The organism is Maridesulfovibrio sp. (assembly GCF_965230075.1).
In the GTDB taxonomy this organism is placed as follows: Bacteria; Desulfobacterota; Desulfovibrionia; order Desulfovibrionales; family Desulfovibrionaceae; genus Maridesulfovibrio.
Genome location: NZ_OZ245945.1, coordinates 4,527,501 through 4,549,259 on the forward strand (window position 1 = coordinate 4,527,501; position 21,759 = coordinate 4,549,259).

Consider the following 21,759-nt stretch of genomic DNA (forward strand, 5'->3'; position numbering starts at 1 on the left):
CTGTAATGCAAGGTTAAGCAGTGATGTGTAGCCGTAGCGAAAGCGAGTCTGAACAGGGCGACAAGTATTGCGGATTAGACCCGAAACCAGGTGATCTATCCATGGGCAGGCTGAAGCTTGAGTAAAATCAAGTGGAGGGCCGAACCGTTGTAAGTTGAAAATTACTCGGATGACCTGTGGATAGGGGTGAAAGGCCAATCAAACTTGGTGATAGCTGGTTCTCTCCGAAATATATTGAGGTATAGCCTCAGGAGTTTTCTTGCGGAGGTAGAGCACTGACAAGGCTAGGGGTCCCACCAGATTACCAAACCTTATCAAACTCCGAATGCCGTAAGATATATCCTGGGAGTCAGACTGCGGGTGCGAAGGTCCGTAGTCGAAAGGGAAACAGCCCAGACCGTCAGCTAAGGTCCCCAAATCCATACTCAGTGGAAAAGGTGGTGGAGTTGTATAGACAGCCAGGAGGTTGGCTTAGAAGCAGCCATCCTTTAAAGAAAGCGTAATAGCTCACTGGTCTAACGATTCTGCGCCGAAAATGTAACGGGGCTAAGTATGGTACCGAAGCTACGGGATGCGTCTTTGACGCATCGGTAGGAGAGCGTTCTCAGATGGGATGAAGGTGAATCGGAAGGTTTGCTGGACTAATGAGAAGTGATTATGCTGGCATGAGTAACGATAAAACAAGTGAGAAACTTGTTCGCCGTAAGACTAAGGTTTCCTGGGTAAAGCTAATCTTCCCAGGGTTAGTCGGTCCCTAAGGCGAGGCCGAAAGGCGTAGTCGATGGAAAACGGGTTAATATTCCCGTACCAGCAAATGTGTGCGATGGAGGGACGCAGTAGGATAGCTCAGCCGGCTGTTGGATATGCCGGTGTAAGTGCGTAGGCTTGGAAAATAGGCAAATCCGTTTTCCTTTAAGGCCGAGACACGATGCCGTAACTTTACGTTTGAAGTGAGTAATTCCAGACTGCCTAGAAAATCTTCTAAGTTTAGCATTTGTTGACCGTACCGCAAACCAACACAGGTAGTCGGGTCGAGTAGACCAAGGCGCTTGAGAGAACTCTGGTTAAGGAACTCGGCAAAATGATCCCGTAAGTTAGCGAGAAGGGATGCTCCAGACGGTGACTTGATTCACTTAATGAGCTGTTTGGAGCCGCAGAGAATCGGGGGGGGCGACTGTTTACTAAAAACATAGGTCTATGCTAAGTCGTAAGACGATGTATATGGACTGACGCCTGCCCGGTGCTGGAAGGTTAAAAGGAGGTGTTAGCTTCGGCGAAGCTCCGAATTGAAGCCCCAGTAAACGGCGGCCGTAACTATAACGGTCCTAAGGTAGCGAAATTCCTTGTCGGGTAAGTTCCGACCTGCACGAATGGCGTAACGATCTCCCCACTGTCTCAACCAGAGACTCAGTGAAATTGAATTACCGGTGAAAATGCCGGTTACCCGCGGTAAGACGGAAAGACCCTGTGCACCTTTACTATAGCTTGACATTGGGTTTAGGGCTATCATGTGTAGGATAGGTGGGAGGCTTTGAAGTCGGCACGCTAGTGTCGGTGGAGCCAACCTTGAAATACCACCCTTGATAGTCTTGAATTCTAATCTAGTGCCGTTATCCGGCCTAGAGACAGTGTCTGGTGGGTAGTTTGACTGGGGCGGTCGCCTCCCAAAAAGTAACGGAGGCTTGCAAAGGTTCCCTCAGGCTGATTGGAAACCAGCCGTCGAGTGCAAAGGCATAAGGGAGCTTGACTGTAAGACAGACATGTCGAGCAGGAACGAAAGTTGGTCTTAGTGATCCGGTGGTTCCGCATGGAAGGGCCATCGCTCATAGGATAAAAGGTACGCCGGGGATAACAGGCTGATCGCGCCCAAGAGTTCACATCGACGGCGCGGTTTGGCACCTCGATGTCGGCTCATCACATCCTGGGGCTGAAGCAGGTCCCAAGGGTTCGGCTGTTCGCCGATTAAAGTGGTACGCGAGCTGGGTTTAAAACGTCGTGAGACAGTTTGGTCCCTATCTACCGTGGGCGTAGGATAATTGAAGAGGGTCTGCCCCTAGTACGAGAGGACCGGGGTGGACGAACCTATGGTGTTCCTGTTGTCGCGCCAGCGGCATTGCAGGGTAGCTAAGTTCGGAAGGGATAACCGCTGAAAGCATCTAAGCGGGAAGCCTGCCTCAAGATTAGTTATCCCTATGCTTTAGCATCTAAAGATTCCAGGTAGACCACCTGGTTGATAGGCTGGAGGTGTAAGTGCAGCGATGCATTCAGCTGACCAGTACTAATAAATCGTGCGACTTATTTTTCTTCTCTTCCCTTAACTTTAACTTCTACTAGTTAAAGTAAGGGGTAAATTCTTCTCTATTAAACAATATATTTTGCTCAAAAAGAGCAAGCAAATTTGCTTGCGGCCATTGAGGAGAGGTCACACCCGACCCCATTCCGAACTCGGAAGTTAAGCTCTCCATCGCCGATGATACTGCTGGGTAGCCAGTGGGAAAGTAGGTCGCCGCAAGCTTTTTATTTCAAAGCCTCCTTGTTAATTCAAGGGGGCTTTATTGCGTTTGGGGAAGATGAGTTTTTTAGCCCCGGACTCTTGATGAGTGCGGGGTGTGTTTGTGGAGGAGACGTGGGATGACGATCCCAAATAATTTTCGTTGTGAGGGATTTTAAGTCCGTCTTACAGTTAAGACTCGATTTTAGCGATGAAAGCGTGGAGAGATAGTATTCTAGGCTATATTCGGGGGTATGAACCAAAGTGCTTAAGTCTGATTTGTGGTTGGCTGTGTTTAGTCATAAATGTTAGATAACTTTGCTTCGATCAACACGAACAAGTTCCTTAATAGAATAGAAAAACCCCCGCTCGGATGAACGGGGGTTTTTATCATTTTCAGACTTGTGGAAAGTTGCGGTTAGCCGCAGCACTTCTTGTATTTCTTACCGCTGCCGCAGGGACAGGGTTCGTTGCGTCCTACTTTCTTGTCTTTCTTAATCGGCATGGGGGGCACGATATCACCATCAAGGTAGAGCCAGTTGCCGTCTCTTTTTTCAAAGCGACTGGCCTCGTGATGGGTGTGGATCGCTCCTGACTGCCTGAATTTGGCGATGAATTCCACTTCTCCGGTTTCATCGTCGGTAAGGCCTTTGGAGGTAGAAACAATTTCAAGGCCGAGCCATGTGGATGTTTCCGCCCAGTTCTTGACCTGATTCTCATCGTAATCGTGTTTGCTTTCCGGGGCGAGGGTATCGCCGAGGTAGTCGACATTTTTTACAACGAATGCACTGTAGCGGGAACGCATAAGTGCTTCAGCAGTGGGTGCAGGCTCTTTTCCTGTGATGTAGGGTTCGCAGCAGCTTTCGTAAGCATTACCGGAACCGCAGGGACATTCATTCATGTTCTATCTCCAATTATTTATTTGCGGCCTTGGGAATATAACCTAGTGGTTGCCGCAGGAACCGTGGTCGTCGCAGACGGTTGCGGAGTCGGTCAGGCTTCCTGCCGCCCACTGAGCAACCGCTTCTTTGAGTTCACCACCACATCCGCGGATAACCTGAATGCCGCTGTTCTGCAAGAGGTTCACTGCGCCCTGACCCATGTTGCCGGCCAGCAGTACGGTTACACCCATTTCTGCGAGAGTGGGCACGATGTTGGATTTGCATCCGCAGCCCGGGGGAGGGGTGAGTTTTTCTTCTTCGATGATATTTTTGGACTCATCCAGAGTGTAGATGGTGAAAGCTTCACAATGTCCGAAGTGACCGTCAACCATTCCATCTCTGGAGGGAAGTGCGATTTTCATAATAAATTCTCCTTGAAAAAAAGTAAGAACGATGCAAGACCCGAAGCACCGTACTTAAAGACTGCGTACGCCACATACGCATACAAAAGACAGAATATCCAGCCGATAGCTATGATAAGTATCACTCCAGCATTGTCCATACCTGACAATGAAATTAGTTTTCTGACCAGCCGTAGTTCCGGCCCTGGCGGCCAGCACGTGAATAAAACATCTTCAAAGGTTACGTTGGTGTTCAACGTTCTGGATTCGCCCAGCCTGAGTGACAATCAGAAGAGGATAATCATGACCCGGTTGTCCGGGCGTATTAATTCCAAGGGGGAGTTCCTGCTTTCTTGTGAGGAACACCGCAGTCAGTTTCGTAATAAGGAAGAAGTTGTCTTCCGTTTTGCCAAGTTGCTTGCTGAAGCTTTGAAGCCCGTACGCAAACGACGCAAAACCAAAGTGCCCTATTCCGCAAAGCGTAAGCGGCTTGATAATAAGAAGAAAAGGTCTGAAGTAAAAAAAGGACGTTCTAAGCCCAGCTATTAGCTTTGTTCTGTTCGGGAAATCCTTGCTCCAAAGCTTGGGAGAGGGTAATTTAAAGCTATCCTGTAAATTCTGACCGGAGGTCTCCATGAAAAAAGTAATTTTCCTGATCATATTTGTTTTCAGCTGCCTACCTTGCGCTCAAGCCGGACAGGATGGTTTTGCAGCCAATTCTGATGATATTTTGCGGATGATCACCGATCCCGGTGGGCGGGCATTTTTGAAGATTGAATTCAAGGTAAATTCATCCAAGATCAGCAAGAAGGCTTATCCGGTGGTTGATTCTCTCGGTGCAGCGTTAACCTCTGGTCCGGGGGCAGCCATGCAGGTCAGGTTGGTCGGGCATACCGATTCTGCGGGTAAAAGCGAATACAATCGTTCTTTGAGCTTAAAACGTGCAGAATCGGTTAGAAATTATCTTGCTGTTCATTTTAATATTGATCCCGCTCGTATTGAAATTCAGGGAATGGGTGAGGATCAGCCCATAGCTTCCAATGAAAGCGCGCAGGGTAGGGCCCAGAACCGTCGTGTGGAAGTTATTAATATTAGCAAAAAATCCGAGACACCCAAGGTTTACCAAGAGCTGGATACGAAGACTCTTTGGTAGAATGTTTGTTCGCTAAAAAAATTAATCAATCGATTGACATTTGTTAATCGGATGATTAATTGGGTCTCATGACAAAACGCGAGAAAATACTTCATGCCGGGGCCAAGCTCTTTGCTGAACGCTCTTACAACTCAGTTGGAATCAGGGATATCGCCCGCGAAGCTGACGTGAACAGCGCCATGATATCTTATTATTTCGGTGGTAAGTCTGGATTATTGCGTGAGATTTTTACCAGCTTTATGGAGCGGATGACTGATGTGATAAAAGAGTCCATGTCCGAGGCTTCAAATCATTATGAGCTTGTAGAATTAAATGTTGCTGCACTCCTTGCTGATGCGCGGCAGAATCGTAATGTTTATCTTGTCGGGCTACGGGAACTTAATCATGACAGTCCTGAACTGGAAGATTTAAGGAAGAGCTTGTACAACTCAGGATGGAATTTGTTCAGTGAATTTCTGGCTCGTACCGGAGTCAGCCCTAATCATTCCGAAGATATCAAGGATATTACCTTCACAGCGGTATTGGGGACTATTTTCTCAGACTACCTGCTGGGCGGTGGGCATTACATTGATGATGATTCGAAAATTGATGCCTACAGGGAAGTTGTGACAAGCCTGTTGAAGTCAGGAAGTCCTGCTATCTGGTCATAATTTTTTTTAACCTGCAATTAATCAACTGATTGATTAAAGAGATTTAAACTAACCGCAGGGGGGGAGAACCATGCGCAACAAATTGTTTTTTTTGATAATGGCAATGATGCTTTTACCCGGATGCAAGGAAGAAGTTCACGTGGAACAGCCTGTGCGTCCGGTTAGGGTAATGAAAATTATGGACGGCAGTGCGCCGGAGCTGAGAAAATTTCCCGGTAAGGTCAAAGCCACCCGTGAAGCAACTTTGGCCTTCCGTGTTTCCGGACAGATTGAGCATTTCAGCGTTAAGGAAGGTGATTACGTTAAAAAAGGGCAGGTTATTGCCGTTCTGGACCAACGTGATTTTCAGGCCGCAGTGGCTGACCTTGAAGCCAAGCTCATCGGTGCCCGTTCAGTCATGAAAGAGGCCAAACTGAACTATGAACGAAATGCCAAGCTGCTAGAGTCTGATACTGTTGCCCAGTCTGCTTTTGACTCAGCCCAAAGTACTTTTGAGAGCAGTCGGGCCACGGTAAATTCCCTGATTCAGGAATTGCGTCGTTCTAAGCTCAATCTGCAGTATACTCGGTTGGTGGCTCCATTTAGCGGGACTATTGCCGTAAAATCAGTAGACAATCATGAATTCGTGCAGGCCAAGGAACCTATTGTCCAGCTTGAAGATACTTCAGCCCTTGATGTGGTTGTGGACGTGCCGGAAAACATCTGGGTTCGTGGATTCATCAGCAAGGACAGCCATGACTTTAAAGGGATAGCCAAATTTGAGACCTATCCCGGCCGTGATTTTAAACTGGCTATCAAAGAATTCCAGACCAAGGCCAATGCGGAGACCCAGACTTATGAAGTGACTCTGAAAATGGAGAATCCGCAAGGTTTGTCCATTCATCCGGGTATGACAGCCGAAGTTGTGGCCAGTATGCCTGAAAATAAAGATGCAAGATCTGTTTCAGTACCTATCTCAGCTGTCGTCGGCTATCCGGATCAGGATAAATATGTCTGGGTATATGAAAAAGGTGCAGTGAAAAAACGTACTGTTCAGGTTGGTCGGATTGTAAACGACAACTTTGAAATTCATGAGGGCATTAATCCCGGTGAACAGGTTGTGGTGTCCGGGGCGCATTATCTGCGTGACGGACAGGAAGTGAAAATTCTCAAAGGTAGAATCGGGGGCCGCGGATGAGTCTTGCTAGGCTGACCATTGAAAAGAAAACCGTTTCATTGGTCCTGACAATTGTATTTTTCCTCGGCGGGGTTAAGGCCTTTCTGGATATGCCCCGTCTTGAGGACCCTGAATTTACCATTAAGGAAGCGTTGGTTGTTACCAACTATCCAGGGGCAACTCCTGCGGAAGTGGCGGACGAAGTTACGGACGTAATTGAAGGGGCAGCCCAGCAACTTAAACAGCTTGATAAAGTAACCTCCATTTCCAACCGGGGGCAATCCATTGTCACCGTGGAAGTGCAGGACCAATATGACAAGGACACCCTGCCCCAAGTCTGGGACGAACTCCGCCGTAAAGTAGGCGACGCCCAGTCCTCCCTCCCCCCCGGGGCAGGGCCTTCCCTTGTAATCGATGACTTCAGTGATGTTTACGGCATCCTGCTTTCGGTAACCGGGGACGGCTATTCACAGCAGGATTTGCAGGATTACGTGACCTTCCTGCGTAAGCAGCTTCTGCTGGTGGAAAATGTTGCCAAGATTACCGTCTGGGGGGAACAGCAGGAGACGGTCTTTGTTGAAATATCACGGGCCAGAATGGCTCAGCTGGGTGTATCACTGGACTCAGTTTATGACACCCTCTCCAACCGTAACCTTGTAGTTCAGTCCGGTAACGTTAAAGTCGGCCGGGAATACATTGAGATAGCGCCTTCAGGCGGGGTGGAGTCTGTTGAGGATCTTGGAGACCTGTTTATCCGTGACGGTTCCGGCAGGCTTGTTCCCCTGCGCGATGTTGCTGAAATCCATCGTGGTTACCAGAGTCCTCCTACCCAGATCATGGGCTTTAACGGTCATAATGCCGTAGCCATCGGTATCTCCATGAACCCTGCAGCCAACGTTGTTGAACTGGGGCAGGCCATTAATGCAAAATTACAGCAATTGCAGGCCCAGACTCCGGTGGGCATTAACGTGGAGGAAGTATACTTCCAGCCCAGCAGGGTCGATAACGCGGTTAACTCATTTGTCATCAACCTCGCCGAGGCTGTGGCAATCGTAATCATTGTCCTGTTGCTTTTCATGGGTATGCAGTCCGGCCTGCTCATCGGGGCCATCCTGCTGATTACCATTTGCGGATCATTTATATTCATTCAGATGGCCGGTGTCGCATTGGAGCGTATCTCGCTGGGGGCGTTGATTATTGCCCTTGGTATGCTGGTGGATAATGCCATTGTGGTCATCGAAGGGGTACTGATCCGTTACCAAAAGGGCATGGATCGCATTCAGGCTGCAATTGATGTTGTGGAACAAAGTAAATGGCCCCTTTTGGGCGGTACTATCATTGCTATTATGGCTTTTGCCGGAATCGGCTTAAGTCCGGACAGTGTTGGTGAATTCTGTCGTTCCCTGTTTATTGTCCTGTTTATTTCGCTGATGATGAGCTGGATTACCGCTGTTACTGTGACCCCGTTGCTGTGTGAAATGTTCTTGCACCCCAAGATCAGCGAAGATGGTGATCCTTACGGAGGATTAATCTTCCGCGTCTACCGGGGGATTCTTGAATTCTGTTTGCGTCGCAGGGTGCTTACCATGGCAACTCTGGCGGTCATGTTGGCCGGAGCTATTTACGGTTTCGGGTTTGTTAAGCAGAGCTTCTTCCCGGATTCCACCCAGCCCCGCTTCTATATCCATTACTGGCTGCCGCAGGGAACCGACATCCGGGCCACAGCAGAAGATGTGCAGGAACTGGCCGAGGTCATCCTCAAGGATGAACAGATTAAGAATGTATCTACATTTACCGGACAGGGCGCGCCACGTTTTATCCTGACCTATTCACCTGAGAAGACAGCTGAATCCTACGGACTGTTGTTGGTGGAAGTGAAGGATTACGAAAAAACCGGCGAAGTCATGGCCCGCTACAAAAAGTATTTATACGAAAATTATCCTCAGGCCGAAGCCAAGGTTAAGAAATTCAAGCTCGGTCCCGGACGGGCGGCATCTATTGAGGTGCGTTTCAGCGGACCTGATACCAAGGTCTTGCGTCAGCTCTCTCAGGAAGCGCAGGACATTATGATTGCTACCGGACGAGCTGAATCTGTCCGTGATGACTGGCGACAGGATGTGAAAGTCTTGAGTCCGGTAATCATGGAGGCTCAGGCAAAGAGAGCGGGTATTACCCGTCCTGATCTTGCCAAGGCCATGCAGATGTTCTTCAGCGGAACCAATATCGGTGTTTACCGTGAAGGTGATAAGCTGTTGCCCATCGTAGCCCGCCCCCCGGATAAGGAAAGGCTGGACGTAAACCAGATCGGTGACGTGCAGATATTCAGCCCGGTTGCCGGACGCATGATCCCGGTAGAAGAGGTCGTCTCAGGTTTTGAAACCAATATCGAACCGGGCAAGCTGCGTACCCGTAACCGTATGTTGACCATCACAGCTTCCTGTGAACCCATTGAGGGTCTTCCTTCCGTGCTTCTTAATGAACTGCGTCCGCAGATTGAAAACATTAAAATTCCCGCAGGCTACACCATGGAGTGGGGCGGTGAGTTTGAAGATGCTTCTGATGCGCAAGGCAGTCTGGCTGCCAGTCTTGGCGGACCGTTCCTGATTATGATCCTTGCGACTGTAATGCTCTTCAACAACCTGCGAATCCCGACCATCATCTGGTTGACTGTACCCCTGTCCATTATCGGGGTGACCTGTGGGCTGCTCCTGACTGGGGAACCCTTTGGTTTCATGGCTCTGCTGGGATTCCTTTCCCTTTCCGGGATGTTGATCAAGAACGCTATTGTCTTGTTGGACCAGATCAACCTTGAACTTGCAGAAGGTAAGGAACCGTACCGCGCAGTAGTGGATTCGGCCCTGAGTCGTATCCGTCCTGTTGCCATGGCTGCCGGAACCACCATTCTCGGTATGCTGCCGCTGGTGACTGATGCCTTCTTCTCGGCTATGGCAGTAACCATCATGGCAGGGCTGGCCTTTGCCACTGTGCTGACCCTACTTGTAGTTCCGGTGCTTTACACTATGTTCTACAAGGTTAAGAATCCTGCTTAACGGTCGATCATAACACTGCAAATAAAAATGGGCCTCTGTCATCCTGACGGAGGCCCGTTTTCTTGTTGAAAATGTTTGTTTACATCTTCTGCTCGACCTTATCAAAGCAGGTCAGACATAGCGTGCGCCCTGCAAAGCGCCGTGACCGTGATTCCATGTGCGCTTCGCCGCAATCCTCACAGACAAGTGATTGCAGTATGGATGCCGGACGGGGCATTTTGATTTGCGGCTTCTGTTTTATGAACATGTCCGTAAGGTCTGCTGCGTAGTATTGTTTTTCGCACTCAGCACGGACCTCTGTGCATTTTTCTTCCTCTTCAGGAGTCGGGGTGCCTTCGTAGACAACTTCCATTAGACGGCTCATTTCAGAACGCAGTTCTCCGATGAATTCAGGATTGAGCATGGCCCGGAATCCTTTACCATCTTCACGGCGGTAGAAGGTAAAAGCCATTTTACCGTGATCTTTGAGGATCAGGTTGCCTTTACCCACTGAACATCCGGTCAGGAATTGGATGGCATCCACCCCGCACATGTCGGTTTCACAGATAGCCACGATGGGGGAGTCGTCATGGTGTCCCAGTTCGCGCAGGCAGAGTTCCGCCGCACGGATGCCGATAGCAAGGCCGGGACACTGGTGCCCGTGAAATTCAATTGTTTGTTTAATCTGGTCTTGGGAAAAATATGTATTCATGATTTATTGCCTCATTTCATGCATATGTTTGTGAGATTGCTCATGTTCGTAATCAAGAGCTTCAAGGTTCTCCACGGGATGGATCACCGGACAGCCCTTGCGCATTTCGATTTCCACTTCCACCCCGTATACCTGCTCGATTATTTCCGGGCAGACCGAGTCCTTGCCTCCACATCCGCAGACTGTGCCGTTCTTGAGGAAGATGAATTTATCCGCATAACGCAGGGCTGTGTTCAAATCATGCATGGTCATGATCGCCGAGACCTTGTGTCCTTTTACAACCGCCCGCACCGTTCGCAGGATTTCCAGTTGGTTCTTGAGGTCAAGGGAACTGGTCGGTTCGTCGAGCAGGAGCACGTCCGGCTCTTGAACCAGGGCGCGGGCAATGCTGACTTTTTGCAGTTCCCCGCCACTCAGCAGATCGATGTAGCGTAGTGAAAGGTGGTTCAAGGAAAGACGTTTCAGGGCTGCATCCACAATGCGGATATCGTGGTCCCGGACCCGCCATTTGATATGCGGCTTGCGGCCCATGAGTACGGCGTCAAAGACGGTCAGCCGGGCAGGCTCCACCCGTTGCGGCACGTAGCCGATCAAGCGGGCAATGTCGTCTGAAGCAAGCTTGAATACATCCTTTTCCTTAACCAGAACCGAACCTTTCCCCGGTCTGTGGATGGCATTCATACACTTGAGCAGGGTGGTCTTGCCCGCTCCATTAGGGCCGAGGATTGCCAGCAGCTCTCCTTGATCTACTGTGAAATCCACACCTTCTAAAATCGGGGTCCCGCTATAGCTGAAATTTATGTTGTTGACTTTGATGTTCATTTGTTCCCCCTGATGATCAGCCAGATAAAGACCGGAGCTCCGAGGAATGCGGTCAGTACTGAAACAGGCAGTACGTTGGGGGCCAGCATAAGTCTTGCAGCAGTGTCCGCTGCAAGCAGCAGTACCGCACCTACAATGCATGAGGCCGGGAGCAGGAAACGGTAATCATCACCGATCAAGCGCCGGACCATGTGCGGACAGACCAGCCCTACGAAGCCGATTATACCGAGGAAGGAGACAATGACCGCCGTGACCAGCGAGGCCAGCAGCATTCCGGTCAAACGGACCCGTTCAACCTTTACGCCCAGTCCCTTGGCTGTTTCGTCTCCGGCTTCGATGGCATTAAAGTTCCAGCGGTTGGCCGTGAACCAGATGTAGGCGATGACAGTCACTGCGCTGATTATTCCCAGCTCAGTCCAAGTGGCTCTTGCCACGTCTCCGAAGGTCCAGAAGACCATGGCCGCCAATTGCACGTCGTCGGCGAAATATTGCAGGAACATGGTCCCGGCAGTGAATAGGGCACCGAGGGCAACCCCGGTCAGGACCATTACTTCCGGAGTGGCCCTGCGGGTGCGCGAAATAGCAATAATGGCAAAGGTGGCGATGAGGCTGAACCCGAAAGCGACCATAGTAGTCAGGTAGGGGGAGTCGATGCTCACCGCGCCTACATTGGAGCTGGTCATGGTTCCGAGGTCCAAAAGCATGACCGAGACAGCAGCCCCGAAGGCTGCAGCATGGGAGATACCCAAGGTGAATGGGGAACCCAGCGGGTTGCGCAGAATGGCTTGCATTACCGCACCCGATACGGAAAGACCGGCCCCGGCAGCTAAAGCGGTCAGGGCCTGCGGAAGCCGGATATTCCAGATGATCAGGTCAAACCGCTTGGAAACCGTATCTCCAATTAGGGTCAGTAGGGTTTCCGGGGCCGAAATGGAGACCGGTCCCATGCCGATGGAGGTTATCAGCATGGCTCCGGCCAGCAGCAGTCCCGCTGCTATGAAGAATGTTTTCTGCCTGATATGCCGCGAGTACTCTGCAGGTATCTGTCCGTCATCAAAATGCATAGATTAATTCAGCTCCAGTTTTTCAAAACCTTTTACGCTGAAAGCCTTGGTCATGGTTGCAAGGACAGGAGCGCCGACCATGAAAGAATATATGGCATCTGCCTCTGCTGCGGGGTCAATATCCTTGAACTTTTCAGGATAGAGAACCTTACCTACATAATAGGCATCGGCGATGATGGAACCGTAGTTCCGGGAGTACCAGTTGTAGGGCAGCACAGTGTAGACCTTGCCGGAAGCTACTGCATCAAGGGATTGATAGGCCGGGTCGGTCTTGATTTCATGAATGGCCCCGGCGTTTTCGCCTAACTGGGAGGTGGAAATGTCTACAAAGAGGATTTCCGGGTTCCAGGCTATGATCTGTTCCTTGGAAACATTGGCATGCTGCAAGGGTTTGCCTTTTCCTTTGGGCGGGCAGGCCACGTTCAGAGCATTTACAAAGCGGAAAGGCGGGTAGGCCGGTTCAGTTGACTGGAAACCGTGCGGTCCTTTCTTGGCAATTCCGCCAACGTAGCAGGACTTGCGTTTTTCTTTGGGGATGTCTGCGGTTCTTTTTTTAAGGTCAGTGATGTGGCTTTCCATGAAATCACATACTTCCTTGGCTCGTTCCTGTTTGCCGATGACTTCACCCATGAGTTGCAGTGATTTGTAGATGACATCTCTTTTGGCTGCGAGGCTGGCGTAGGAAAGACAGATCACCGGGATTCCGGTCTTGGCCTGAAGTTCGTCCGGGTCGTAACCCATGTCTTTGTATGTCTTAAAGATAACCTGCGGCTGCGGTTCAAGTCCGAGGATCAGTTCCGGGTTATCATGGCCCCGGAATTCACCGATAAGGGGCATTTTTTTAAACTGCGGGTTGGCAATGGCATAAGGACGGGCATCAAATCTTGTTTTGCGGTGCTCAATGGAGTCTACTCCCACAATCATATTCTGTCCTTGAAGATAGGTCAGGTAACGCAGGCAACCCGGACCGGAACAGACCACCCGTTCCACGTTCTCCGGTATTTCCACCGTACGTCCGGCCATATCGGTGATGGTTCTGGTTCCGCCGAAGGCCGGTAAGGCGACGCATAGGGTGATGAGCAGGGACAGGACTGCGGTAAAGAACTTATTCATGGGCACCTCAGAATTATGATTTTGGCGGCAGTTGCTAGGATGTTATCAAAAATCAATATGCATTTGATGTATACGTATTGTAAAAACGTGTCAACGAGGGCTAAGTAAAAAGCCCGCCGTAAAAGAGGCGGGCTTTCTTGTTGTTCAAGATTGCGCTGTATCAGGCTGACTTATTCACCAGATAGGTGGTGCAGACTACTCGTAGCAGTGAGGCGAAGTTGGAGATCTCTCCATTGAGGCTGTATGCCTCGTTATGGAGGGTTGAGATGAACTTGCCTGTGCTTGTTTGCTCTTCTTCTGCCAGTTCATCAAGGATATTCCAGAATCTTCGTTCAATGCGGATACTGGTTACAGCTCCGTTGATCCTGATGGAGCGGGTTACTTGTTCATACTCAGGCGGCGGGGTGGAAGCGTATATTTCACACATGGGATTCCCTCGCATGCTTTCTCCCGCCTTTCGGGGATGGTTAACCGATGCGGTCAACCAGCAGGCGCAGCCATTTGGGATGGGCGGGCCATGCGGGAGCAGTTATGAGATTGCCGTCGCAAAAGGCATCATCAAGGTCGATTTCAACATATTCCCCTCCGGCAAGTTTCACCTCAGGAGCACAGGCAGGGTAGGCGGATACTTTCTTTCCTTCAAGCGCGCCTGCAGCTGCAAGGAGCTGGGGGCCGTGGCAGATGGCTGCAACGGGGCGGCCGGAAAAATCGCGGACCATGTCGAGTACCTGTTCATTCAACCGCAGATATTCAGGAGCCCTGCCGCCGGGAACTACAAGGGCAGCATAATCCCCGGTATTCACGGTGTCAAAGTCGGCATTAAGGGTGAAGTTGTGCCCGGGACGTTCAAGGTAGGTTTGCTGGGATTCGAAATCATGAACCGCAGTGGCTACCTGTTCCCCGGCTTTCTTGTCCGGGCAGATTGCATCCACTTCAAAACCCATGGCCTGCAATGCCTGAAAGGGAACCATTACTTCATAATCTTCCACAAAATCACCGACGATCATCAGAATTTTCTTTGCCATTGTCTGTCTCCTTTTTGAAAGCTTGATTAGAGCAGATTAGCAAAAGACGGAGTTGCGGTGGTAACAGCTCAGTACTACAGATTCCCAATTTGTTGAGGTGGCAATACTAATGTTCGACCACGATAACTGCCGGATTAATGGACTTTTCTGCATCCGGGTATTGGAATGATAATTGCTTTATACTTCTTAATGTTTTTTATCAGGCAATTATTACCCTCCGTTTGGTGCGGATAACCCAGGAGTATTAAGATGAGTATTTCAGGAATTGAAAGCCCTGAAAATTCGAAGGTGAGTGCGGATTATGCTCCCGATGAATCAAGAATTTCAGAACAACGGCAGCAAGCTGATTTTCTTGAATCATTAATGATATCGAAAGATAAGGATAGCAATGGTATCCTTACTCTCGATGAATCTGGTTTAAGAAAGGAAGAGTTCTCCAAGCTTGATGCTGATGGGAACGGCAGTGTCACCCCTACGGAAGTGCAGGCTGTTCTCGAGAAGATGCAGAAGGAAAAAGGTGAACTGGGTAAGCTTGATGTCCAGATACAGCAGGCGGAAGAATCTGCCGTCAAGAGGCCAAATGCAGCCCCCCCGAAGATGGTCACCCTTGAAGACAGCGGGTTGGATGAAAGAACATTCAACATGCTTGATTCAGACGGGGATGGCAAAGTCTCGCAGTCTGAAATCGACTCCTTGAGAGATGCCGAGGAGCGGGTTCAGGAGGGAAGTTTATTTTCTGAAGCACTGTCGGAGTTTCAGAAGAATTTTTTCCGTAAGGAAGAAGATGAAGAAGACAAAGATTTAAATGGCGACGGTGTCGTCTCCGTAGAAGAAGAGGAGTTGGCCGAGCAGCAGGCAGCTAAGGTTACCGGCGTCAATGCTAAAGAAAGTGAAGAGCCGACTGCCGACACTGAACCTCAGGGCAGAAGATTTTCAGCAAGGCAGATGGCCGGGGTTCGGGCTTATCAGAATCAGGCTTCTGAGTTTTTTGCAGCAGCCTCACAGTCGTCAGTAAATTTTGAATATTAAGTCTGCTAATTAATCCTTATATAGTTAAATTAATGCGGCCTCCTGAAGAATATCTTCAGGGGGCTTTTGTTTTGGATAAAGTACGAAAAATAAGTAGCTTACAGTCTTTTTCACGGGAATTCACGTGCAAATCTTTTGACAAATCAGAAGCCTGAATGAATTGGTAAAATTGTAGTTTTAAGCTCGCTGGCTGCTTTATGCCCTGCATGGTTTTCCAATTAAAAATTTCTCTGTCAGGAGTCCCGCTGTGAAAAAGTTGATCCTTTCCCTGATCGTTTTGGGGGTGATTTTAAGTCCCGCCTTTTCTGTTGCTTCCCCATCTGTGGAGTTGCTGAAAAAGATTACCGCTGCCGATGCCGGGGCTGGCGTGCTGAAGAGTGGTGCCCATTATGGGAATGGTGTGGTTATCAGTGGTAACACGCTTGTGATAAGTGCTACGGATGAGCCTATCACCGGGGTTACTGCTTATGGTGCACTATATATTTATTACAAGGATACCGGGGCCGATGGTGGCTGGAGCTTCGTCAAAAGGATAACAGCGGCTAGTATCGGATTATTGAGGAATGTGACTGAATTCGGTCGAAATATGGCTTTATCCGGGGATTATCTGGTTGTTTCTGCGGAGGAGGAAGCTCATGTTTCAGCTTGTCTTCCCGGCAAGGTGTGTATTCTCGGCAGGAACGAGGGAGGTAACGATAATTGGGGGTTAATGCAGAGTATTTATCCCGAAGATCCAGATACTACTCAACGGTTCGGGAGCGGTGTTGATATTTGTGGAAATACAATAGTTATCGGGTGTACAAAGCCGGATTTTTTAGGAGCCGTAGTAGTTGGAAGAGCGTATATTTTTGAACCTGATCCGGACAATCCCGGAAAATGGAAGCTTGATAAGGCTCTTGTCCCCCAGAATGAAAATGGAGTTGAAGAGAGTGAATCAGAGTTAGAGTTTGGATGTTCAGTGGCTATTTCAGGGGATGTGGTTGCTGTTGGCGGTCGCGGGAAAGAGGTTGACGGAAAGGCCAAGGCTGGTGCGGTTTATGTTTTTAACAGGAATGTGGGGCCGGGAGGTTGGGGTATTGTTAAAAAGCTTACAGCCCAAAAAGACGATGGCAGTTCAGATGTTCAAGCAGGAATGAAGTTTGGCACAGCAGTGGATCTATCCGGCGACCTTCTTCTTGCGGGGGCCGGAAATTATCCTGTGGGCAGTATAGACAATGTCGGATCTGCTTATGTCTTCTCCAAAGATAAAAATGGTGCAGACCAATGGGGGATTGTCAAGAATCTTAGAGCAGTCCGTAACAACGGGGCATTTTTTACTTTTGCAGATAGTGAGTTCGGTAAGAGGGTTTCAATTTCCGGAGATCTTGCACTTGTGGCATCAAATAACGGCGCATTTCTTTACTCCAAAAGCCAATCCGATATCGGCACCTGGGGCATAGTCAGCAGGATCGGAGAAGGTGAAACAGGGCCCGGTGCCAGTCTGGCTACAGATGTTTCCATTTACGGAGATTACAGTGTCGTCAGCGCAAAATCCAAAACAGAAGAAACTCTCAATAACGCTGGGGCGGCGTACATTTTAAAGACTTCCAACATAGTCAGCCCTGATAGCTGTGCAGATAAAACAGTCAGCCCTGTTGCAACACAGCCCACAGGCACCAGCGCGATCGTGACTTCAGTCACCAAAAAGGTGAAGACCACAGCGCAGCTAAAAGAAGAGCACCAGACTCCGGGCATGGACTCTATGCTCGGTGCAAATGTTTATGAATTCAACGCCACAGTTACTGCCGGGAAAGTGGCTTATTTCTGTTTCAACAGCTCTAGTCTGGGTGAACGTGCAGCAGAGGATGTGGCACTGTTCAAGCTTTTCCCCAATAAAGAATCAAAGAGTTTCACCTACAGTTCCGGTAAGAATCCCTCTGAAGAAGGCTATTTCTGGATAACCGATGAAGGAAACAGCGGGCAATATATTGATCCGAAGACAATTCTCGTGGGTGCGCGGACTTACACGGTCAACTATTCCGTAAAAGATAACGGCGACTACGATCTGGATGATACTGCCGGTGTAATTCATGACCCAGTTGTTCCGGGTACTTCCGGCGGCTCGGGCGGTACTGGATGTGTGCTGAATCCGCATGCAGGCTTTTCTGTGGAGCTTTGCGCATTGTTTGTGGTTGGTTTGCTGGGGATTATCGTCCGTGGAATAGGTCGAAACCGTGGCTTGAAAAAAACAATCCTTTCCCTGATCGTATTGGGGGTGATTTTAAGTCCTGTCGTTTCTGTTGCTTCCCCCTCTGTGGAGTATCTTAAAAAGTTCACCGGTACAGTAATGGCTCAAGCAAGATTCGGTGTAGACTGCGATCTCACTGACGATACTATCGTAATTAGTGCCATGTGCGAAACAGTTGCTTCTAAAGTAGAGGCCGGCGCGGTCTATATATACTCAAAAGATAAAGGTGGCTCGGGGAAGTGGGGGCTGGAGAAGCGGATCACTGTGGATGATGTGGGGACAGCTCAGACTGGAGGAAATTTCGGAATGGCACTTGCCATCAGTAATGATATTGTTGTGGTGTCACATCCATACGCTGACATTGGTTTGGAAAATAATGCCGGGGAGGTGTATATTTTCGGTAGAAACGAAGGGGGGGATGATAATTGGGGTCTCATGCAGGTGCTTCGTACTGATCCTCTCGTGGCTGGTTTAGTCTTTGGATATGATGTTGATATTTGTGGACAGACCATTGTTGTGAGCTCTATCGAATTTGGCATTGATGGCTTTTCAGATATCGGGTGTGTAAATGTTTATGATCCGGATCCGGCTAATCCGGGTAAGTGGAAATTAGTTAAGCAGTTGACTCCTCAAAATGAAAGCGGTGTTCCTGAAAGGGTTGGCGGAATGCATTTTGGCGTTTCTGTGGCTCTTTCCGGCGATACTCTGGCGGTTGGAAGTGATGGGAATAGAGTAGGTGGACTTGACGAGGCCGGTTCCGTTTACCTTTTTGAAAGGAATGCCGGAGGTGATGATAACTGGGGGATCGTTAAAAGGGTAGTTGCGCAAAATGATGTAGGTGCTTCTGATATTCAGGCCCATTCAAGTTTTGGAGGATCAGTTGCTCTTTGCAGTGATTTGCTTATTGTGGGAGCAGAAGACATGGATGCAGGGGCAGAATATGTAGGTGCGGCTTATATATATTCAAAGGATAAGGGCGGAGCCGACCAGTGGGGTATAGCCAAGAAACTAGTCCCGGTACGCGAGAGTGGAAAACCGTATGTGCTTAAGGGTACTATGTTCGGAAGGTCTGTTTCTATCTCTGGTGACCTTGCCCTTGTATCCGCAAGTGGCGGGGCATCTCTATTTTCCAAAAGTCAGTCAGATATCGGTACTTGGGGAATAATCAAGACAATTGGCAATATGGACACGGAGCCGAGTTCCGGTCTGGCTAGCAAGGCGGTTATTAATGGTGACTACAGTATTCTCGGTGCTATAGGGAAGAAAGAGAATAATAAGGCAAATGCCGGAGCTGCATACTATTTTAAAACCCCCAACATAGTCAGCCCTGACAGGTGCACCGATAAAACCGTCAGCCCCACAGCAATACAGCCCACAGGCACCAGCGCGATCGTGACTTCAGTCACCAAAAGAGTGAAGACCACAGCGCAGCTAAAAGAAGAGCACCAGACTCCGGGTATGGACTCTATGCTCGGTGCAAATGTTTATGAATTCAACGCCACAGTTACTGCCGGTAAAGTCGCCTACTTCTGTTTCAACAGCTCCAGTCTCGGTGAACGTGCAGCTGAGGATGTAGCACTCTTCAAGCTATTCCCGGACAAAGAGTCCAAGAGTTTTACTTACAGCCCCGGTAAGAATCCTGAAAATGAGGGCTACTTCTGGATTACCGACGAAGGAAACAGCGGGCAGTATATTGATCCGAAGACAATTCTCGTGGGCGCGCGGACTTACACGGTCAACTATTCCGTAAAAGATAACGGCGACTACGATCTGGATGATACTGCCGGAGTAATTCATGACCCGGTTGTTCCGGGTACTTCCGGCGGCTCGGGCGGTACCGGATGTGTGCTGAATCCGCAAGCGGGTTTTTCTGTTGAGCTTTGCGGACTGTTTGTGGTTGGTTTGCTGGGGATTGTAGCACGTGGAATAGGTAGAAACCGTGGCTTGAAAAAAACAATCCTTTCCCTGATCGTTTTGGGGGTGATTTTGTGTCCTGCCGTCAGTTTCGCTTCCCCTCCGGTAGAACTGATTAAAAAAATTAATTCAAGTTCAGCTAGAGAGGCTGCAGCAGAATATGGGGTTACTACTGCTATGAATAAGGATACGTTAGCAGTAAGTGCTCCTAGTGAGGTTTCTGGAGCTATATATATTTTTATGAAGGACAGAGGTGGAGCAGGAAAATGGGGATCTCTGAAGAAAATAACTCATGCGGATGTTGGAGAACCCATAGCTAATATGAAATTGGGCTATGCAGTGGCTTTGTCAAATAATTATCTTGTAATTACAGCTCCAGATATTGATCATGCTGGGAATCCTAACGCCGGGTCAGCATATGTTTTTGGAAGAAATACAGGAGGGATTAATAATTGGGGCTTTGTTCAGAAGATTTTTCCGCGCTCCCTAGAGAATTATGGAAGATTCGGTACAAGTGTTGCCGTTTGTGATGATGTTATGGTTATCGGCCATCCAAATAGTATTTATTCCGGGACGTTATATATAGGACGTGCTGAGGTCTATTTGCCTGATCCCGATCATCCGGGACAATGGAAACATCATCAGACGTTGACCGCCCAAAATGAACATGGAGCTTTGGATCGTCAGTATAATTTAAATTTTTCGACTTCGTTAGCTATAGCTGATGGAAAAATTTTCGCAGGCACTCCATATAAACATTCAGATGGCAAGAACTACTCGGGATGTGTCTATATTTATTCTAAAAAAGTAGACGAGTATTGGAGAATAGAAAAGAGAATCTTTGCACAAAAGGATGACGGTAGCTCTGATATAATGAAAGATTCACAATTTGGTTATAGTCTCGCAGCTTCAGGGGATATATTCTTGGTTGGGGCACATAAAGCCCGCGTCGGGGTCAACCAGAATGCAGGAGCAGCCTATGTATATTCCAAAGACAAGAATGGTGAGGATCAATGGGGAATTGTGAAGAAACTTGAACCTGTCACCAATGATGGATTCCCATATAATTATGCGGAAATTAATTTTGGTGAGAGGGTTTCTTTGTCAGGAGATCTTGCTCTTGTTGGATCAAAGAGCGGAGCTTATCTATTTTCAAAAAGTCAATCTGACATAGGATCATGGGGCATAGTCAGAACTATTTCTGGTAGTGAAACCGAGTCGGGAGCTCAGCTTGATGGTGGGCTTGCCATTCATGGAAATTATTGTGTGGTTGGTGCTAGTAATAAAGATATTGTGAATAAAGATGCGTCTGGGGATTTTGTTGGGTTTCTAATAAGTAGAGCAGCTTACATTTTAAAAACTTCCAACATCGTCAGCCCTGATAGCTGCGCAGACAAAACGGTCAGCCCAACAGCAGTACAGCCCACAGGAACCCGTGCAATCGTGACTTCAGTCAGCAAAAAGGTGAAGACCGCAGCGGAAATCAAGGAAGAGCACCAGACCCCCAACATGGACTCTATGCTCGGGGCTAATGTTTATGAATTCAACGCCACAGTTACTGCCGGGAAAGTAGCCTATTTTTGCTTCAACAGCTCCAGTCTCGGTGAACGTGCAGCTGAGGATGTAGCACTCTTCAAGCTATTCCCGGACAAAGAGTCCAAGAGTTTCACCTACAGTTCCGGTAAGAACCCCTCTGAAGAAGGCTATTTCTGGATTACCGATGAAGGAAACAGCGGGCAGTATATTGATCCGAAGACAATTCTCGTAGGCGCGCGGACTTATACGGTTAACTATTCTGTTAAAGATAACGGCGATTATGATCAGGATGATACCGCCGGTGTGATTCATGATCCAGTTGTTCCGGGCACTTCCGGTGGTTCCGGGGACGGCACAGGGTGTGTGCTGAATCCGCAGGCAGGTTTTTCTATGGAGCTTTGCGGGTTCTTTCTCGTGGCTTTGCTTGGGATTTGTGTGCGTAGGATAAGCGGATGATTTGTGGTGATTTAAAGTGATTTGAACAGGTGTCGTGACCGATCTTTTGGTTATGACACCTTTTTTATGCCCATGGTGATCGTTAAGTGTTGTTTCGATA

15 protein-coding genes and 2 rRNA genes (1 of these 17 cut by a window edge) are annotated in these 21,759 nt (G+C 48.8%); 9 read left to right on the forward strand and 8 right to left on the reverse strand.

The annotated features are described in order from the left end of the window. Positions 1 to 2,303, forward strand: a 23S ribosomal RNA gene (locus tag ACO05Z_RS20450) (it extends 631 nt beyond the left edge of the window). A 97-nt stretch (positions 2,304 to 2,400) separates the two neighbouring features. After that, positions 2,401 to 2,515 (forward strand): 5S ribosomal RNA (gene rrf, locus ACO05Z_RS20455). 394 nt (positions 2,516 to 2,909) lie between these two features. Here the strand turns inward: rrf and ACO05Z_RS20460 are convergent. Together ACO05Z_RS20460 and ACO05Z_RS20465 are read right to left on the reverse strand one after the other, a co-directional pair. Then, the gene (locus ACO05Z_RS20460; protein WP_421904036.1) at positions 2,910 to 3,392 is read right to left on the reverse strand and encodes a YchJ family protein; all 483 of its coding nucleotides are present in this window, start codon (positions 3,390 to 3,392) and stop codon (positions 2,910 to 2,912) included. A 42-nt stretch (positions 3,393 to 3,434) separates the two neighbouring features. Continuing rightward, positions 3,435 to 3,794: a NifB/NifX family molybdenum-iron cluster-binding protein gene (locus ACO05Z_RS20465; RefSeq protein ID WP_421904037.1), complete on the reverse strand. Its 360-nt coding sequence runs from the start codon at positions 3,792 to 3,794 to the stop codon at positions 3,435 to 3,437. Between the two features lie 111 nt (positions 3,795 to 3,905). On the opposite strand from ACO05Z_RS20465, the gene arfB reads away from it, so the two are divergent. The 5 genes from arfB (at position 3,906) to ACO05Z_RS20490 (ending at position 9,782) form a co-directional block, all read left to right on the forward strand. Beyond that, entirely contained in the window at positions 3,906 to 4,322 is a 417-nt protein-coding gene (gene arfB / locus ACO05Z_RS20470; RefSeq protein ID WP_421904038.1) for an alternative ribosome rescue aminoacyl-tRNA hydrolase ArfB, read from the forward strand. A gap of 85 nt (positions 4,323 to 4,407) precedes the next feature. Further along, the gene (locus tag ACO05Z_RS20475; RefSeq protein ID WP_421904039.1) at positions 4,408 to 4,926 is read left to right on the forward strand and encodes an OmpA family protein; all 519 of its coding nucleotides are present in this window, start codon (positions 4,408 to 4,410) and stop codon (positions 4,924 to 4,926) included. Positions 4,927 to 4,994: 68 nt separating this feature from the next. After that, positions 4,995 to 5,576, forward strand: coding sequence for a TetR family transcriptional regulator (locus tag ACO05Z_RS20480; protein WP_421904203.1), 582 nt, complete (start codon positions 4,995 to 4,997; stop codon positions 5,574 to 5,576). 70 nt (positions 5,577 to 5,646) lie between these two features. Then, positions 5,647 to 6,753 (forward strand): efflux RND transporter periplasmic adaptor subunit, encoded by a 1,107-nt coding sequence (locus ACO05Z_RS20485; RefSeq protein WP_421904040.1) that lies wholly within the window; start codon positions 5,647 to 5,649, stop codon positions 6,751 to 6,753. Further along, the gene (locus ACO05Z_RS20490; protein ID WP_421904041.1) at positions 6,750 to 9,782 is read left to right on the forward strand and encodes an efflux RND transporter permease subunit; all 3,033 of its coding nucleotides are present in this window, start codon (positions 6,750 to 6,752) and stop codon (positions 9,780 to 9,782) included. Before ACO05Z_RS20485 ends, ACO05Z_RS20490 begins: the two co-directional genes overlap by 4 nt. A 79-nt stretch (positions 9,783 to 9,861) precedes the next feature. Here the strand turns inward: ACO05Z_RS20490 and ACO05Z_RS20495 are convergent, their stop codons facing one another. The 6 genes from ACO05Z_RS20495 to ACO05Z_RS20520 all read right to left on the reverse strand — a co-directional run bounded on the left by ACO05Z_RS20495 (position 9,862) and on the right by ACO05Z_RS20520 (position 14,497). Beyond that, the gene (locus ACO05Z_RS20495; RefSeq protein WP_421904043.1) at positions 9,862 to 10,473 is read right to left on the reverse strand and encodes an FmdE family protein; all 612 of its coding nucleotides are present in this window, start codon (positions 10,471 to 10,473) and stop codon (positions 9,862 to 9,864) included. Between the two features lie 3 nt (positions 10,474 to 10,476). Next, complete coding sequence (locus ACO05Z_RS20500; protein WP_421904044.1) at positions 10,477 to 11,295, reverse strand: ABC transporter ATP-binding protein; 819 nt, start codon at positions 11,293 to 11,295, stop codon at positions 10,477 to 10,479. Then, positions 11,292 to 12,359: a FecCD family ABC transporter permease gene (locus tag ACO05Z_RS20505; RefSeq protein ID WP_421904045.1), complete on the reverse strand. Its 1,068-nt coding sequence runs from the start codon at positions 12,357 to 12,359 to the stop codon at positions 11,292 to 11,294. The genes ACO05Z_RS20500 and ACO05Z_RS20505 overlap by 4 nt, the downstream gene beginning before the upstream one ends. Positions 12,360 to 12,362: 3 nt before the next feature. Further along, positions 12,363 to 13,472 (reverse strand): iron ABC transporter substrate-binding protein, encoded by a 1,110-nt coding sequence (locus ACO05Z_RS20510; protein ID WP_421904046.1) that lies wholly within the window; start codon positions 13,470 to 13,472, stop codon positions 12,363 to 12,365. Between the two features lie 160 nt (positions 13,473 to 13,632). Continuing rightward, positions 13,633 to 13,914: a ribbon-helix-helix domain-containing protein gene (locus tag ACO05Z_RS20515; RefSeq protein ID WP_421904047.1), complete on the reverse strand. Its 282-nt coding sequence runs from the start codon at positions 13,912 to 13,914 to the stop codon at positions 13,633 to 13,635. Between the two features lie 25 nt (positions 13,915 to 13,939). After that, on the reverse strand, positions 13,940 to 14,497 hold the full coding sequence (locus tag ACO05Z_RS20520) for a DJ-1/PfpI family protein (RefSeq protein ID WP_421904048.1): 558 nt from the start codon (positions 14,495 to 14,497) through the stop codon (positions 13,940 to 13,942). 249 nt (positions 14,498 to 14,746) lie between these two features. On the opposite strand from ACO05Z_RS20520, the gene ACO05Z_RS20525 reads away from it, so the two are divergent. Then, the gene (locus tag ACO05Z_RS20525) at positions 14,747 to 15,526 is read left to right on the forward strand and encodes a hypothetical protein (RefSeq protein WP_421904049.1); all 780 of its coding nucleotides are present in this window, start codon (positions 14,747 to 14,749) and stop codon (positions 15,524 to 15,526) included. Between the two features lie 247 nt (positions 15,527 to 15,773). Further along, the gene (locus ACO05Z_RS20530; protein ID WP_421904050.1) at positions 15,774 to 21,659 is read left to right on the forward strand and encodes a hypothetical protein; all 5,886 of its coding nucleotides are present in this window, start codon (positions 15,774 to 15,776) and stop codon (positions 21,657 to 21,659) included. Positions 21,660 to 21,759: the final 100 nt, after the last annotated feature.